Here is a 14,833-nt window from a genome sequence, read left to right on the forward strand (position 1 = left end):
AGCTAGTCTAACCTTCGGGAGGACGGTTACCACGGTGTGATTCATGACTGGGGTGAAGTCGTAACAAGGTAGCCGTAGGGGAACCTGCGGCTGGATCACCTCCTTAATCGACGACATCAGCTGCTCCATAAGTTCCCACACGAATTGCTTGATTCATTGAAGAAGACGATAGAAGCAGCTTTAAGCTCCAAGCTGATAGCTCCAAGCTAACAGTTACGCGCTCGAAATTGGGTCTGTAGCTCAGTTGGTTAGAGCGCACCCCTGATAAGGGTGAGGTCGGCAGTTCGAATCTGCCCAGACCCACCAATTTTGTTATGGGGCCATAGCTCAGCTGGGAGAGCGCCTGCCTTGCACGCAGGAGGTCAACGGTTCGATCCCGTTTGGCTCCACCATATAACTGCTTCTGAAAGTTTAGAAATGAGTATTCCCTTGAGAATATTGATTTCTAGTCTTTTGATTAGATCGTTCTTTAAAAATTTGGGTATGTGATAGAAAGATAGACTGAACGTTACTTTCACTGGTAACGGATCAGGCTAAGGTAAAATTTGTGAGTTCTCTTAATTGAGAAATTCGAATTTTCGGCGAATGTCGTCTTCACAGTATAACCAGATTGCTTGGGGTTATATGGTCAAGTGAAGAAGCGCATACGGTGGATGCCTTGGCAGTCAGAGGCGATGAAAGACGTGGTAGCCTGCGAAAAGCTTCGGGGAGTCGGCAAACAGACTTTGATCCGGAGATGTCTGAATGGGGGAACCCAGCCATCATAAGATGGTTATCTTGTACTGAATACATAGGTGCAAGAGGCGAACCAGGGGAACTGAAACATCTAAGTACCCTGAGGAAAAGAAATCAACCGAGATTCCCTTAGTAGTGGCGAGCGAACGGGGACTAGCCCTTAAGTGGCTTTGAGATTAGCGGAACGCTCTGGAAAGTGCGGCCATAGTGGGTGATAGCCCTGTACGCGAAAATCTCTTAGTCATGAAATCGAGTAGGACGGAGCACGAGAAACTTTGTCTGAATATGGGGGGACCATCCTCCAAGGCTAAATACTACTGACTGACCGATAGTGAACTAGTACCGTGAGGGAAAGGCGAAAAGAACCCCGGAGAGGGGAGTGAAATAGATCCTGAAACCGTATGCGTACAAGCAGTGGGAGCCCACTTTGTTGGGTGACTGCGTACCTTTTGTATAATGGGTCAGCGACTTATTTTCAGTGGCGAGCTTAACCGAATAGGGGAGGCGTAGCGAAAGCGAGTCTTAATAGGGCGTCTAGTCGCTGGGAATAGACCCGAAACCGGGCGATCTATCCATGGGCAGGTTGAAGGTTGGGTAACACTAACTGGAGGACCGAACCGACTACCGTTGAAAAGTTAGCGGATGACCTGTGGATCGGAGTGAAAGGCTAATCAAGCTCGGAGATAGCTGGTTCTCCTCGAAAGCTATTTAGGTAGCGCCTCATGTATCACTGTAGGGGGTAGAGCACTGTTTCGGCTAGGGGGTCATCCCGACTTACCAAACCGATGCAAACTCCGAATACCTACAAGTGCCGAGCATGGGAGACACACGGCGGGTGCTAACGTCCGTCGTGAAAAGGGAAACAACCCAGACCGTCAGCTAAGGTCCCAAAGTTATGGTTAAGTGGGAAACGATGTGGGAAGGCTTAGACAGCTAGGAGGTTGGCTTAGAAGCAGCCACCCTTTAAAGAAAGCGTAATAGCTCACTAGTCGAGTCGGCCTGCGCGGAAGATGTAACGGGGCTCAAACCATACACCGAAGCTACGGGTATCACCTTCGGGTGATGCGGTAGAGGAGCGTTCTGTAAGCCTGTGAAGGTGAGTTGAGAAGCTTGCTGGAGGTATCAGAAGTGCGAATGCTGACATGAGTAACGACAATGGGTGTGAAAAACACCCACGCCGAAAGACCAAGGTTTCCTGCGCAACGTTAATCGACGCAGGGTTAGTCGGTCCCTAAGGCGAGGCTGAAAAGCGTAGTCGATGGAAAACAGGTTAATATTCCTGTACTTCTGGTTATTGCGATGGAGGGACGGAGAAGGCTAGGCCAGCTTGGCGTTGGTTGTCCAAGTTTAAGGTGGTAGGCTGAGATCTTAGGTAAATCCGGGATCTTAAGGCCGAGAGCTGATGACGAGTGTTCTTTTAGAACACGAAGTGGTTGATGCCATGCTTCCAAGAAAAGCTTCTAAGCTTCAGGTAACCAGGAACCGTACCCCAAACCGACACAGGTGGTTGGGTAGAGAATACCAAGGCGCTTGAGAGAACTCGGGTGAAGGAACTAGGCAAAATGGCACCGTAACTTCGGGAGAAGGTGCGCCGGTGAGGGTGAAGGACTTGCTCCGTAAGCTCATGCCGGTCGAAGATACCAGGCCGCTGCGACTGTTTATTAAAAACACAGCACTCTGCAAACACGAAAGTGGACGTATAGGGTGTGACGCCTGCCCGGTGCCGGAAGGTTAATTGATGGGGTTAGCTAACGCGAAGCTCTTGATCGAAGCCCCGGTAAACGGCGGCCGTAACTATAACGGTCCTAAGGTAGCGAAATTCCTTGTCGGGTAAGTTCCGACCTGCACGAATGGCGTAACGATGGCGGCGCTGTCTCCACCCGAGACTCAGTGAAATTGAAATCGCTGTGAAGATGCAGTGTATCCGCGGCTAGACGGAAAGACCCCGTGAACCTTTACTATAGCTTTGCACTGGACTTTGAATTTGCTTGTGTAGGATAGGTGGGAGGCTTTGAAGCGTGGACGCCAGTTCGCGTGGAGCCAACCTTGAAATACCACCCTGGCAACTTTGAGGTTCTAACTCAGGTCCGTTATCCGGATCGAGGACAGTGTATGGTGGGTAGTTTGACTGGGGCGGTCTCCTCCTAAAGAGTAACGGAGGAGTACGAAGGTGCGCTCAGACCGGTCGGAAATCGGTCGTAGAGTATAAAGGCAAAAGCGCGCTTGACTGCGAGACAGACACGTCGAGCAGGTACGAAAGTAGGTCTTAGTGATCCGGTGGTTCTGTATGGAAGGGCCATCGCTCAACGGATAAAAGGTACTCCGGGGATAACAGGCTGATACCGCCCAAGAGTTCATATCGACGGCGGTGTTTGGCACCTCGATGTCGGCTCATCACATCCTGGGGCTGAAGCCGGTCCCAAGGGTATGGCTGTTCGCCATTTAAAGTGGTACGCGAGCTGGGTTTAGAACGTCGTGAGACAGTTCGGTCCCTATCTGCCGTGGACGTTTGAGATTTGAGAGGGGCTGCTCCTAGTACGAGAGGACCGGAGTGGACGAACCTCTGGTGTTCCGGTTGTCACGCCAGTGGCATTGCCGGGTAGCTATGTTCGGGAAAGATAACCGCTGAAAGCATCTAAGCGGGAAACTTGCCTCAAGATGAGATCTCACTGGAACCTTGAGTTCCCTGAAGGGCCGTCGAAGACTACGACGTTGATAGGTTGGGTGTGTAAGCGCTGTGAGGCGTTGAGCTAACCAATACTAATTGCCCGTGAGGCTTGACCATATAACACCCAAGCAATTTGCATGCTCCGAGCTGAAAAGCGAGAGAGACCAGATTGCGGTGTGTGAAGACGAAACGAACCGAAAGTTCGATGTTTACAAACACCGAAAGCTGTCACATACCCAATTTGCTGAAGCGAGGCCATCTGGCCACGATTCGGTACCCGAATTTCTTGACGACCATAGAGCGTTGGAACCACCTGATCCCATCCCGAACTCAGCAGTGAAACGATGCATCGCCGATGGTAGTGTGGGGTTTCCCCATGTGAGAGTAGGTCATCGTCAAGATTAAATTGCAAAACCCCAATTGCGAAAGCAGTTGGGGTTTTGTTTTGCCTGCGAAAAAGTTTTTGAACACTTGCGGACCATCCCAACCGTCGCAAGAGCGGCCATTGGGGAAAAACCTTCTGAAGTGACCGGGCAGTTTTTGGTATGGTGCAGCTCGTTTTTTAATGGACTGATGTCATGCCCACGGATCGGCACTCATTTATGTCAAAGAGTTGCTGTAGAAATGCCTGAACCAATCCCGATCAAGGATCACGAAAAAGAGACGCGCCTGGTCAACAAGCGGTTGATCGCCTGCGCCTTGTTCGTCTTCGCCGTCAGCTGTGCGCTGGTGGTGCGCCTGTACATCCTGCAAGTGGTGGAATTCGACTACCACTCGACCATCTCCGAAAATAACCGTGTTCATGTCCTGCCTATTGCGCCGACACGTGGGCTGATCTACGACCGCAATGGCGTGTTGCTGGCCGATAACCGTCCCAGTTACAACCTGATCTTCACCCGTGAACGAGCGACTGACGTCAATCAGGAGCTGGACGAGGTGATCAATCTGCTGCATTTACCCGCAGAAGATCGCACAGTCTTCGATAAAGCGATGAAGCAGTCTCGCCATCCGTTCACGCCAGTCACGCTGTTCTACGAGCTGACGGAAGAGCAGATCGCCGTCCTCGCGGTCAACGAGTTCCGCTTGCCCGGCCTCGATGTCGAACCCCAATTCGTTCGCCACTATCCGCTGGGCGCACATTTCGCTCACTCGATCGGCTACGTCGGCCGGATCAACGAAAAAGAATCCAAGAGCCTCGATTCGGTTGAATACCGCGGCACGCAATCCATCGGCAAAACCGGTATCGAACGTTTCTACGAGGCGCAGTTGCACGGCCACGTCGGATATGAAGAGGTCGAGACCAACGCCCAAGGTCGTGTACTGCGTGTGCTCAAACACACCGATCCGGTACCCGGCAAGAACATCGTCCTGAGCCTCGACGTCAAACTGCAGGAAGCGGCGGAGGCGGCACTCGGTGATCGTCGCGGTTCGGTGGTCGCGCTCGATCCGTCTACCGGCGAAGTGCTGGCGATGGTCAGCAACCCGAGTTTCGACCCGAACCTGTTCGTCACCGGCATCAGCTCCAAGGAGTATTCGGCGCTACGCGACTCGATTGACCGGCCGCTGTTCAACCGCGTCTTGCGTGGCCTCTACGCACCGGGTTCGACAATCAAGCCGGAGGTTGCGATTGCTGGTCTCGATGCCGGTGTTGTAACGCCGCAGACTCGCGTCTTCGACCCGGGTTACTACCAACTGCCGGACTTCGATCACAAGTACCGCAACTGGAACCACAGTGGCGACGGCTGGGTAGATATGGACGCAGCGATCATGCGATCCAACGACACATACTTCTATGACCTCGCGCACAAGCTCGGCATCGATCGCCTGCACGACTACATGGCGATGTTCGGCCTCGGTGAGAAAGTCTCGCTGGACATGTTCGAAGAGTCACCCGGCCTGATGCCATCTCAGGCGTGGAAACGTGCCACGCGTCGACAGGCCTGGTTCCCGGGCGAAACCGTGATTCTCGGTATTGGCCAAGGCTACATGCAGGTCACGCCGCTGCAACTGGCCCAGGCCACCGCACTGATCGCCAACAAAGGTGTGTGGAACCGTCCGCACCTGGCCAAGACGGTCGACGGCATAGCTCCGGTTGATGAGAATCCGATGCCGAATATCCTCCTCAAGGATCCGCGCGATTGGGAGCAGGTCAACCATGGCATGCAGATGGTGATGCATGACGCGCGTGGTATTGCCCGCGCGGCAGCGGTGGGTGCGCAATATCGCATCGCCGGCAAGAGCGGCACGGCGCAAGTGGTGGCGATCAAGCAGGGCGAGCGTTACAACCGCGAGAAAACCCTGGAACGGCACCGCGACAACGCCTTGTTCGTCGGTTTCGCTCCGGCGGAGCATCCAAAGATCGCGATTTCGGTAATGATCGAAAACGGTGAGGCCGGTGGCCGTGTTGCCGGTCCGGTGGTGCGGCAGATCATGGACGCCTGGTTACTCGATCAGGACGGCCATCTCAAGCCGCAATACGCGGCGCCGACCAAAGCGCCGGGTGACCCGCACGTTTAATCGTCAACAGCTTTCCAGCACCGGCTCATGCAAGCTCGGCCGGTGCTGTGAAATGCCTATTTGCAACGATAACCCTCGGGCATCGTGACGGTGTAGGTGCGCTGCACACGGTCCTCGAAGTTCAGGTTCTGCAAGCCTTGCTCCACCAGAAAGGCTTCGACCCTGGCTGCCTGGCAGTCTTCGTTATAGGACGACGCGCGAAGCAGGTAGACCGGGCGCTTGCTGACTTCATCCCGGGCGGTGGCAATGAACGTACTGAGCGTGGTGTAACCGGTGCGCTCCGAGCTACCTATCGGGCCATAGGTCGTGTTGGGTGTACTCGTGCAGTTCAGCCGGTCGTCTTTTTTCTTGCTGTTCTTGCACACGGTAGAGGTGCTGGTCGGCACCTGCCCATAATCGGTAGCGGTATAGCGGTAGGTCACTTGTCGACTACCAATGTCGAGGCTGATGGTCATTTTTATCGGCGCGTGGTTCTTCGGCAGACTGACATCGGTATAGACCTGCTGGTAGCCCATGTCTTTCAGTGCACTCACCATGTCGCGGAGATAGTAGCGAGCGTTAAGTGCGTTTTCGTCGCTGCCACCCGCAGACGTCACGAGTACCGTCGCCTTTCGGTCAAAATGATAATCCGGATCAGGTGTGGCATTCAGCGCTACGTCCATTTGCGTGGCGCAGCCGCTGATCAACGCGGTCAGTAAAAACAGCGCGGAGAATAAAAACCGGGTCATGAAAAAGCCGCCTTGCAACTAAGGATTGAATAAGAGTTAAACGCTGGGGACTGGCGACAATTAACTCGCGCTGCTGCGCAAGGTTCAGTCTTTCTGGTATTCCAGCAGATCGCCAGGCTGGCAATCGAGTGCTGCACAGAGTTTGTCCAGCGTGGCCATCTTCACGCCCTTGACCTTGCCATTCTTCAGTAACGACAGGTTGGCCTCGGTGATGCCCAGCAGGCTGGCTAACTCTTTCGAGCGAATTTTTTGCGTGGCCATGACAACGTCAAGGCGGACGATAATGGTCATTGTATTGTTCTATATGTATTGGCTTTGCTCATCGCTGAGTACTTTTGCATCGCGCATGATAATTGAAAATAAACAGAGCAATACGCCTTTGACAATCTCGTATGCAGAAGAGGAAGACAGGCCGATCGAGAATTGAAAAATGCGATCCCCGGGCGGCAGATCGATAGACAGGGTCAAACCCTGCAAAGTCTCCACCAGTGGGTAGGCCGCCGGAGAAATGATGCACAGAATCCCTACTCGCCACAGAACCTTGATATTGCGCTCGGTCCAAGTTTCACCGCGGGACAAGCGCAGAAAAAACAACCCGGTCAGGCAAAGTACGTAAGTCGAAAGTAGAACGGGCAGGAAATCCAACACCACCAGCAATGCAATGACCAGTGGCGACAGCCATGTGTCGGGTGCAAGCAGCGCACCTTCGACAAACGGGTCAAGCAGTTGCGGTGAGTTTTCCGCAAAGGCGTAGAGCAGCGCCGCGAGCATTTCATCGGTTTTGAAGAACCAGATCGAAGCGGTACTGCCGACCTCGGTGACCGCTAGGACCCAGACCAGAAGCGCCGCCAACAATCCCACCCAATGCATGCGTTGCAGTGCCAATCCGTTGATACGAGTACTCATGAAAATTCCTTGCGGTGTCATTGGGAGTGACGGATTCTCGATGTTTAATTATCGAATGGCAATAATAAATTGTTCTTGTTTTGTGAAGGTCCCCGTCGGCATCGAGGTGCTGGGGCCATAGAATGATTCTTCAATTCAATCGATTTTCGGGGATTTGCAATGTCGACAGGCTCTCGGATTCGTAGCAAGTCGAGAGCAGGGAGGGACGCGAGCCACTGGGGGGGCGCCGGTATCGGTGACGGGTTCAGGGAATGATGGGAGCGGGGGACACACACCACAGGCATGCTTCAGTCCCCCCGCTCTGATAAGGCTTATTTGATCTCGGTGACGAAGTTTTCCCGCGAGCGACGAACCTTCTTCAAGTTCACCAGCCAGTCACCTTCAGCGGCTCGATGGCCCAATGGCAGAATCACCACGCTACGCAAGTTGCGAGCCGCGAGGCCGAGGATTTCGTCGATGGCAGCCGGGTCGAAGCCTTCCATAGGTGTCGCATCGACTTCTTCAAATGCTGCGGCAATCAGCGCCGAGCCAAGACCAATATAAGCCTGTCGCGCCGCCGCCTGGTAGTTGGCTTCCTTGCCACGTGCAGCGACGATGCCCAAGAGCATTTGACGGTAGTTTTCCCATCCTTCGTTAACGCTGCCGCGCACTTGGTTAGTCAGGTCGAACATCATGTTGACCCGCTCCGCCGTGATGTCGTCCCACGCGGCGAACACCAGCAAATGCGAGCAGTCGGTGACCTGCTCCTGATTCCAGCTGACAGCTTTGATCTTTTCGCGAACCTCGGCATTGGTCACTACGAGCAATTCAAAGGGCTGCAACCCACTGGATGTTGGCGTTAACCGGACCGCTTCCAGGATGCGTTCAATTTTCTCATCGGCCACAGTCCTGGCAGAATCGAACTTCTTCGTTGCGTAGCGCCATTTCAGCAGTTCTGTCAGTTTGCTCATCATTAAATTCCGTAAAGGTGAAAGATGTTCAGGTGGGTCAATAACGACTGGCTGTCGTGCTGAACCTGGGCTTATGCTAATGATTAAAGCCAACTTTAAGGTCAAGCACTTTTTATGAAGATCGGAGAGGTTTCCAAGCGCACAGGTGTTGCCGCGTCGGCGATACGCTATTACGAGGAGCAAGGTTTGGTTGAGCCTTCTACCCGTGACGCCAATGGATATCGGCACTATGGCGAGGCGGCTGTTGCGCGATTGATCCTGGTGCGCGATGCCCAGCGACTGGGTTTTTCTCTCGACACCATTCGCGGTCTGTTCCTGCAGGATGGCAGTTGTTCGAAATCGCTGACCATTGCGCAAATCGATATCCGCCTGGATGAGATTCGGCAGATCGAGGCCAACCTGGCGCTGCAAAGTCAGGGGCTGCTGAGGCTGCGGCATACACTTGAAGAAAGTCTGCGCACCGGCGTTCCTCCCGTTTGCGCGAGCGGGCACCGGGCCGAATCGTATCGGCATGAACAGAGCCTCGCCCCGCGAAGCGCATTGCCTGAGCAGCCGGCCAGTAGGTGATAGCGCCCTACGGTGCTTGCCATCGCCCTGACGTTAACGTAAAGATTGCCGTCAGGGCGCTGAAATACTGAAAGCGCCAAGCGGACCGCTGCGGAGCGCTTGATGACTCTTATAAAAACAACTGATCCCAAGTCACCCCACGAAGCCCGGCTCGCCCGGGAAAAGTTGCACCAGGAAGGGCAAGTGCCCGACGGTGTGCTGCGTGCGGAAATCGATGCTTCTTGGCGACGCAGTCTCAGCCACGGCGTGCTCTTCAACGGCAAACACGAGCTGATGCTGGAATCGAGCGCCAGCCTCGACGTGCTGCTGGCGAGTAATCGCCTGCTGATCGACGCCGCGATGCCCGCCATCGATTACCTTGCCGAACGTCAGGGCAAGGAAGGCTTGATCATCCTCGCCAACTCCGACGCAACCATTCTCGCCGTCGAGGGCCGCGCTGACCGGCTCAAGGGCAGTGGCCTGCAGGACATCACCCTTGGCGCCTGCTGGAGCGAGGCCGCCCGAGGCACCAATGCCCTCGGCACCGCACTGGTTGAAGCCCGGCCGACGCTGATCGATTGCGGCGAACATTACCTCGATCGCCTGACTGATTTTTCCTGCACCTCGGTGCCAATCCATTGCCCGCAAGGCGAGATTCTCGGTGTCCTCGATCTGACCCGCGAAGGCCCGCTCGGTCGGGTGCATGACAGCACCGCGCTATTGAGCATGGCGGTCAGTCAGATCGAAAGCCGGGTGTTCAATAACAGTTTCCCTGATCAGATCGTCCTGGCGTTTCACAGTCGCCGGCAGTATCTGGAATCGCCGTGGCAGGGCTTGCTCGCAGTCAGTCTCGGCGGACAGATCCTCGCGGTCAGCGCGCAAGCCTGTCAGTTGCTGCGGGCCGAACGTTCGGCCTTGGTCGGACGCCGCTGCGAAGAGTTTCTCGGTGTCGATGGCGTGCAACTGCTCAGTCGTTTGCAGCAGGGCGGCGTCGGCAGTCTGCAAACCGCCAAGGGCGAGTTTTTCTACAAAACCCTGCGTGCGCCGGCGCGCTCGGTCAACGTTGGCGGCGCGCCACGCAGTGTGGCGAAAACCCTTAAAGCGCCAGCGGATCTCGATGCACTGGCCGGCAGCAATGCCCGCTATGCCCGCGCCTTGCGCATGGCAAGGCAAGGTCTGGCCAATGAGCTGCCGGTGTTGCTGCTCGGCGAAACCGGCACCGGCAAGGAAGTCATCGCCCGCGCCTTGCACATGGCCGGCAGCCGTTGCGACAAACCCTTTGTCGCGGTGAACTGCGCGGCCATTCCCGAAGGTCTGATCGAATCGGAACTGTTCGGCTACCGCGAAGGCGCGTTCACCGGATCACGGCGTGGCGGCATGATCGGCCGCTTGCAACAGGCCCATGGCGGCACACTATTTCTCGATGAAATCGGCGACATGCCACTGGCGTTGCAAGCGCGCCTATTGCGGGTGTTGCAGGATCGCAAAGTCGCGCCGCTCGGTGCCGGTGAAGAGCAGGACATCGACGTCGCACTGATCTGCGCCACCCATCGCGACCTGAAAATCCTGGTCGCCGACAAGCAGTTTCGCGAAGACCTGTTCTATCGCGTCAACGGCATCAGCGTGATGCTGCCGGCGCTGCGCGAGCGTGATGATTTCGCCGCGCTGGTGGCAAGACTTTTAAGCAAGCTCGAAGCGCCGAACGTAGTGCTGCATGACGACCTCGACCGCTTGCTCGCCGGCTATCACTGGCCGGGTAATATCCGCCAATTGGAAATGGTCCTGCGCACCGCGCTTGCCATGCGCGAACCGGGCGACAGCGTGCTGACCCTCGAGCACTTGCCTGACAGCATGCTCGACGATCTGAGCGCCAGTGAAAAACCGCCGGCTGGCAGTATTCGCGAGAATGAATTGGAGATGATCCGCCAGTCCCTTGATAGCCATCAGGGCAACGTCTCGGCTGCTGCCGACGCCTTGGGTATCAGCCGCGCGACCCTGTATCGCAAACTCAAACAGTTGCGCTCGTGATGTTGCGTTTTATTGTTCGGCTGATCGACAGCCGTGACCCTGCCGCGCTGCAAGCGGCGTTGCGCTGGCTGTATGGCTTCGTCCGCCCGCAACGTCTGGCGATTGCCGGTTTGCTCGGACTGTCGGTGTGCGCCTCGTCGCTGGTGCTGGTGCAGCCATGGCTGGTCAAGCTGCTGATCGACGATGGTCTGCTGGCGCGTAATTTTCCGATGCTGGTGCTGATCGCGGTGCTGATGATCATCGCCGGATTGCTCGGTACCGCGTTATCAGGGATCAACCGTTATCTGCACACGCGCTTGTCCGGGCGGATTCTGTTCGCCCTGCGCGATGACCTCTATCGGCATTTGCAAACCTTGTCGCCGAGCTTCTATGGGCAGCGGCGGATTGGCGATCTGATGTCGCGGCTCGATGGCGATGTCGCGGAGATTCAGCGCTTTGCCGTGGACTCGCTGTTCTCCGCCGTCTCCAGTGTGATTGGTCTGGTGGTCGCAATCGCGATGCTCTTGACCTTGTCTTGGAAGCTGTCGTTGCTGGCGCTGGTGCTGATTCCCCTCGATGTGTTGTGGCTGCGCTGGATGCGGCGCAAGGTCGAGCGTGATGTGCGGCAGTTGCGCGAGCGTTCGGCAGACATGTCGTCGTTCATGGTCGAGACGCTGCCGGTGATGAAATTCATCCAGGCCGCCGGGCAGCAACAGCGAGAAGCGCGGCGCCTGGAGAACCTCGGCCAGGGTTACATGAATCAGTTGCTGCGGCTGCAAATCACCGAGTTTTTCACCCAGGCAGTGCCCGGCACGTTGACCTCGTTGTCCCGCGCTTGCGCGTTTTTGATCGGCGGTTATTGGGTGGTGCAGGGCACTTGGCAGCTCGGCGCATTGATCGCGTTTTCCACCTATCTGGGCATGGCGGTTGGCCCGGTGCAGAGCCTGTTGGGATTGTATGTGGCGATTCAACGGATGACTGTCAGCCTCGGTCGGGTGATGGAATTGCGCGGCGAAGAACCTACCGTGCGCTCGCCGCTTGCGCCGCAACCTTTGCCGGCCTCGGGCGAGCTGCGTTTTGACAATGTGCACTTCAGTCATCCTGGCCGGCCGAGCACCTTGAGCGGCATTGAAGCGACGATTCCCTACGGTTTGAAAGTCGCCCTGAGCGGTGGCTCCGGCGTTGGCAAATCGACCTTGATCGACCTGTTGCAACGTCATCACGATCCGCAATCGGGGCGGGTGCTGCTTGGCGAAGTCGATCTGCGCGAACTCGATCTGTTCGAGCTGCGTCGACGCATTGCGGTGGTCAGTCAGGACATCGTGCTGTTTCGTGGCAGCCTCGCCGACAACCTTGCCTATGCAGTGCCGGACGCCAGTCGCGAATCAATTGCCGAAGTGGCGCGGCTGGCGCAGCTCGACAGCCTGATCGGCTCACTACCCGAAGGGCTCGACAGTCCGTTGGGCGAGCGCGGCCAGCAGTTGTCCGGCGGGCAGAAACAACGCATCGCGATTGCCCGGGCGCTGTTGCAGGATCCCTTGATTCTGGTGCTCGACGAAGCCACGTCGGCTGTCGACGAAGCCACCGAGCGCGATGTGATCGAAGCCATCGACCGCTTGTTTGCCGGGCGTACGCGCATCCTCATCAGCCACCGGCCGTCGACCCTGGCCGATGCCGATCTGCGCTTCGAATTGCTCGACGGCGTGCTGACCTCGAAAACGGTGCTGCATGAAGCCTGAGTTGCGGATCGGCGTGGTCGACAGCGGGCACTCGGCGGCGCAACGGGTGCAGGTGATTGCCGGGCAGCGGTTCTCGTTGCTGGAGGACGGCCTGGCGCAGAGTGATTTGCGCGAGGATCCGCTGGGGCATGGCAGCGCGGTGATCGAAGCGATCAGTCGTCGTGCGCCGGCCGCGCAGATTTGCGTGGCGCAGGTGTTTGATCAGCGTGGCGTGACCAGTGCTTTGCAGATTGCCACGGCGATTGATTGGCTGGTGACGCAGGACGTTCGCTTGATCAATTTGAGTCTGGGATTACGCCAGGATCGCAGCCTGTTGCGCGAGGCTTGTGCGACAGCGGTAGCGCGTGGCGTGTTGCTCTGCGCGTCGAGTCCGGCGCAGGGCGCGGCGGTGTTTCCGGCGAGTTATCCGCAGGTGCTGCGGGTGACAGGAGATGCACGTTGCACCGAGGAGCAATGGTCTTGGCTCGACAGTGCACAGGCCGATTTTGCCGCGTGCGTGCACGGGACGTATCCGGGGCAATCCGGCGCGAGTCTCGGCTGCGCGGCGTTGAGCGGGCATATCGCCGGGTTTCTGCTGGAACATCCGCAGGCGAGCAACCATGAAGTTATCGAGTGGTTAAAACACAACGCGGGTTATCGCGGCCCTGAACGGCGGCTTGGGCCATGACTGCCATTGTGATTCTCGGTGCCGGCCCGGCAGGTGCCGCAGTGGCGTTGGGGCTGCGGCGGCTGGGCTACGACGTGACACTGGTCAGCGAGTGGCGACGTTTTTCTGCCCTCGAAGGCGTCTCGCAGCGGGTACTGGAAGCCTTGCATGGTGCGGGCCTGCACCAGGCGCTGGCGCAGGCGATATTGCCTTCGCAACGGCAGGTGAGCTGGAACGGACAGCAGCATGCGCAGAACATCGAATTTCTCCTCGATCGGCCGACCTTCGATCGCGGTTTGCGTGGGGCCTTGCACGCCGCCGGAGTGGTGCTGATCGAAAAACGCGTGCTCAACGTACAGGCTTCAGTAAGCCCCCATCGAATCGAACTGGATGGCGGTGCGACGTTGCACGCCGATTTTCTGGTGGAAGCACGCGGGCGCCAGGCGCCGACGCTCGGCAAAGGCTTGCGCGGGCCAGAGACCGTCAGTTTGCTCAACCGCTGGCAAGGCGCGCCGGGCACGACCGCCAGCGCGGTGGAAAGCCTTGCGAACGGTTGGGCGTGGATGGCACGCCGGGCCGATGGGCAATGCTACTGGCAATGGACGGTGGACGTGGCCAGCGCTGATCTGCCGGCCAAGGCCCAGTTGCTCGATTACTGCCGTCAACGGCGACACGCCTCGGCTTTCGCTCGGAGTTTTTTTGCCGATGCAACCGAAACCGGACTGCAACTGCACGCGCGCAGCAGTACGGCGATTCTTTCAAGCCAGGTGTGTGGCGGTAACTGGATTCGGGTCGGCGATGCCGCAATGGCGGTGGATCCGCTGTCAGGCAACGGGATTTTTCAGTCGCTGTCCTCGGCGTTGCAGGCGCCGATGGTGATCAACACTTTGCTGCGCAAACCCGAGCGAGCGGCATTGGCGCAACGCTTTCATCAGCAACGGGTGGAGCAATTGTTTTTGCGCTTTGCGCGGATCGGCCGGGACTTTTATGCCGACGAGCAACGTTGGGCTGAACAGCCATTCTGGCGGGTGCGGCGGCAGTGGCCGGATGCTCAGGTCGCGCATGCTGAGGCGGATTTTGCAGCGTTGCGGATCGAGCGTATGCCAGTGCTGCGTGACGGTTTTGTCGATGAGGCTGAGGTGGTGATTAGCGCGGATCAGCCGTTGGGGATCTGGCATGTGCAGGGTGTCGAGGTGGCGCCGCTGGTGCGGCGGTTGCACACGGAATCGGCGGAGCAGGTGTTGGCGGGGTTGAGTGAAGAACAGGGCAGGGTGATCCGGGGGTGGTTGCTGGCTCAGGGGTTCAGCCCTTGACTGGGCTGACGCCTTCGCGAGCAAGCCCGCTCCCACTTTGGAATCCGATCAACTGTGGGAGCGGGCTTGTTCGCGAAG

General features: G+C 57.1%; 10 protein-coding genes, 2 tRNA genes and 3 rRNA genes. 11 read left to right on the forward strand and 4 right to left on the reverse strand.

The window, feature by feature from the left end:
• The 6 genes from QOL84_RS00005 to mrdA form a co-directional block, all read left to right on the forward strand.
• Positions 1-106: ribosomal RNA gene (locus QOL84_RS00005) — 16S ribosomal RNA — on the forward strand; the annotation flags it as partial.
• A gap of 123 nt (positions 107-229) precedes the next feature.
• Positions 230-306: transfer RNA gene (locus QOL84_RS00010), tRNA-Ile, on the forward strand.
• A 10-nt stretch (positions 307-316) separates the two neighbouring features.
• Positions 317-392, forward strand: a tRNA-Ala gene (locus tag QOL84_RS00015).
• 234 nt (positions 393-626) lie between these two features.
• A 23S ribosomal RNA gene (locus QOL84_RS00020) occupies positions 627-3,520 on the forward strand.
• Positions 3,521-3,688: 168 nt separating this feature from the next.
• Positions 3,689-3,804 (forward strand): 5S ribosomal RNA (gene rrf, locus QOL84_RS00025).
• A gap of 223 nt (positions 3,805-4,027) precedes the next feature.
• Complete coding sequence (gene mrdA / locus QOL84_RS00030) at positions 4,028-5,920, forward strand: penicillin-binding protein 2 (protein ID WP_129394826.1); 1,893 nt, start codon at positions 4,028-4,030, stop codon at positions 5,918-5,920.
• Positions 5,921-5,976: 56 nt separating this feature from the next.
• Here the strand turns inward: mrdA and QOL84_RS00035 are convergent, their stop codons facing one another.
• The 4 genes from QOL84_RS00035 to QOL84_RS00050 all read right to left on the reverse strand — a co-directional run bounded on the left by QOL84_RS00035 (position 5,977) and on the right by QOL84_RS00050 (position 8,504).
• The gene (locus QOL84_RS00035) at positions 5,977-6,648 is read right to left on the reverse strand and encodes a hypothetical protein (RefSeq protein WP_283435706.1); all 672 of its coding nucleotides are present in this window, start codon (positions 6,646-6,648) and stop codon (positions 5,977-5,979) included.
• 84 nt (positions 6,649-6,732) lie between these two features.
• Positions 6,733-6,939: a helix-turn-helix domain-containing protein gene (locus QOL84_RS00040; protein ID WP_007910409.1), complete on the reverse strand. Its 207-nt coding sequence runs from the start codon at positions 6,937-6,939 to the stop codon at positions 6,733-6,735.
• Positions 6,940-6,948: 9 nt separating this feature from the next.
• Positions 6,949-7,554 (reverse strand): hypothetical protein, encoded by a 606-nt coding sequence (locus tag QOL84_RS00045; protein WP_283435707.1) that lies wholly within the window; start codon positions 7,552-7,554, stop codon positions 6,949-6,951.
• A 311-nt stretch (positions 7,555-7,865) separates the two neighbouring features.
• A complete protein-coding gene (locus tag QOL84_RS00050) occupies positions 7,866-8,504 on the reverse strand; it encodes an NAD(P)H-dependent oxidoreductase (RefSeq protein WP_283435708.1) in 639 nt (212 codons plus the stop codon).
• A 114-nt stretch (positions 8,505-8,618) separates the two neighbouring features.
• Between QOL84_RS00050 and QOL84_RS00055 the strand changes: the two genes are divergently transcribed.
• From QOL84_RS00055 to qhpG, 5 genes are all read left to right on the forward strand, one after another.
• Positions 8,619-9,071, forward strand: a complete 453-nt coding sequence (locus QOL84_RS00055) for a MerR family transcriptional regulator (RefSeq protein WP_129394822.1) — start codon at positions 8,619-8,621, stop codon at positions 9,069-9,071.
• A 102-nt stretch (positions 9,072-9,173) separates the two neighbouring features.
• Entirely contained in the window at positions 9,174-11,078 is a 1,905-nt protein-coding gene (locus QOL84_RS00060; RefSeq protein ID WP_283435709.1) for a sigma-54-dependent Fis family transcriptional regulator, read from the forward strand.
• Complete coding sequence (locus QOL84_RS00065; RefSeq protein ID WP_283435710.1) at positions 11,078-12,796, forward strand: ABC transporter ATP-binding protein; 1,719 nt, start codon at positions 11,078-11,080, stop codon at positions 12,794-12,796. Before QOL84_RS00060 ends, QOL84_RS00065 begins: the two co-directional genes overlap by 1 nt.
• A complete protein-coding gene (gene qhpE / locus QOL84_RS00070; protein ID WP_283435711.1) occupies positions 12,786-13,463 on the forward strand; it encodes a subtilisin-like serine protease QhpE in 678 nt (225 codons plus the stop codon). The genes QOL84_RS00065 and qhpE overlap by 11 nt, the downstream gene beginning before the upstream one ends.
• Positions 13,460-14,755, forward strand: a complete 1,296-nt coding sequence (gene qhpG / locus QOL84_RS00075; RefSeq protein ID WP_283435712.1) for a flavin-dependent monooxygenase QhpG — start codon at positions 13,460-13,462, stop codon at positions 14,753-14,755. Before qhpE ends, qhpG begins: the two co-directional genes overlap by 4 nt.
• Positions 14,756-14,833: the final 78 nt, after the last annotated feature.

Source organism: Pseudomonas helmanticensis (assembly GCF_900182985.1).
Lineage (GTDB): Bacteria > Pseudomonadota > Gammaproteobacteria > Pseudomonadales > Pseudomonadaceae > Aquipseudomonas > Aquipseudomonas helmanticensis.

Excerpts from the sequence above, each read along its gene's own strand:
- QOL84_RS00045 (WP_283435707.1), bottom strand. The coding sequence starts at position 7,554 with ATGAGTACTCGTATCAACGGATTGGCACTGCAACGCATGCATTGGGTG.
- QOL84_RS00040 (WP_007910409.1), bottom strand. The coding sequence starts at position 6,939 with ATGACCATTATCGTCCGCCTTGACGTTGTCATGGCCACGCAAAAAATT.
- QOL84_RS00050 (WP_283435708.1), bottom strand. The coding sequence starts at position 8,504 with ATGAGCAAACTGACAGAACTGCTGAAATGGCGCTACGCAACGAAGAAG.
- QOL84_RS00060 (WP_283435709.1), top strand. The coding sequence starts at position 9,174 with ATGACTCTTATAAAAACAACTGATCCCAAGTCACCCCACGAAGCCCGG.
- QOL84_RS00035 (WP_283435706.1), bottom strand. The coding sequence starts at position 6,648 with ATGACCCGGTTTTTATTCTCCGCGCTGTTTTTACTGACCGCGTTGATC.
- qhpG (WP_283435712.1), top strand. The coding sequence starts at position 13,460 with ATGACTGCCATTGTGATTCTCGGTGCCGGCCCGGCAGGTGCCGCAGTG.
- QOL84_RS00065 (WP_283435710.1), top strand. The coding sequence starts at position 11,078 with ATGTTGCGTTTTATTGTTCGGCTGATCGACAGCCGTGACCCTGCCGCG.
- qhpE (WP_283435711.1), top strand. The coding sequence starts at position 12,786 with ATGAAGCCTGAGTTGCGGATCGGCGTGGTCGACAGCGGGCACTCGGCG.
- QOL84_RS00055 (WP_129394822.1), top strand. The coding sequence starts at position 8,619 with ATGAAGATCGGAGAGGTTTCCAAGCGCACAGGTGTTGCCGCGTCGGCG.
- mrdA (WP_129394826.1), top strand. The coding sequence starts at position 4,028 with ATGCCTGAACCAATCCCGATCAAGGATCACGAAAAAGAGACGCGCCTG.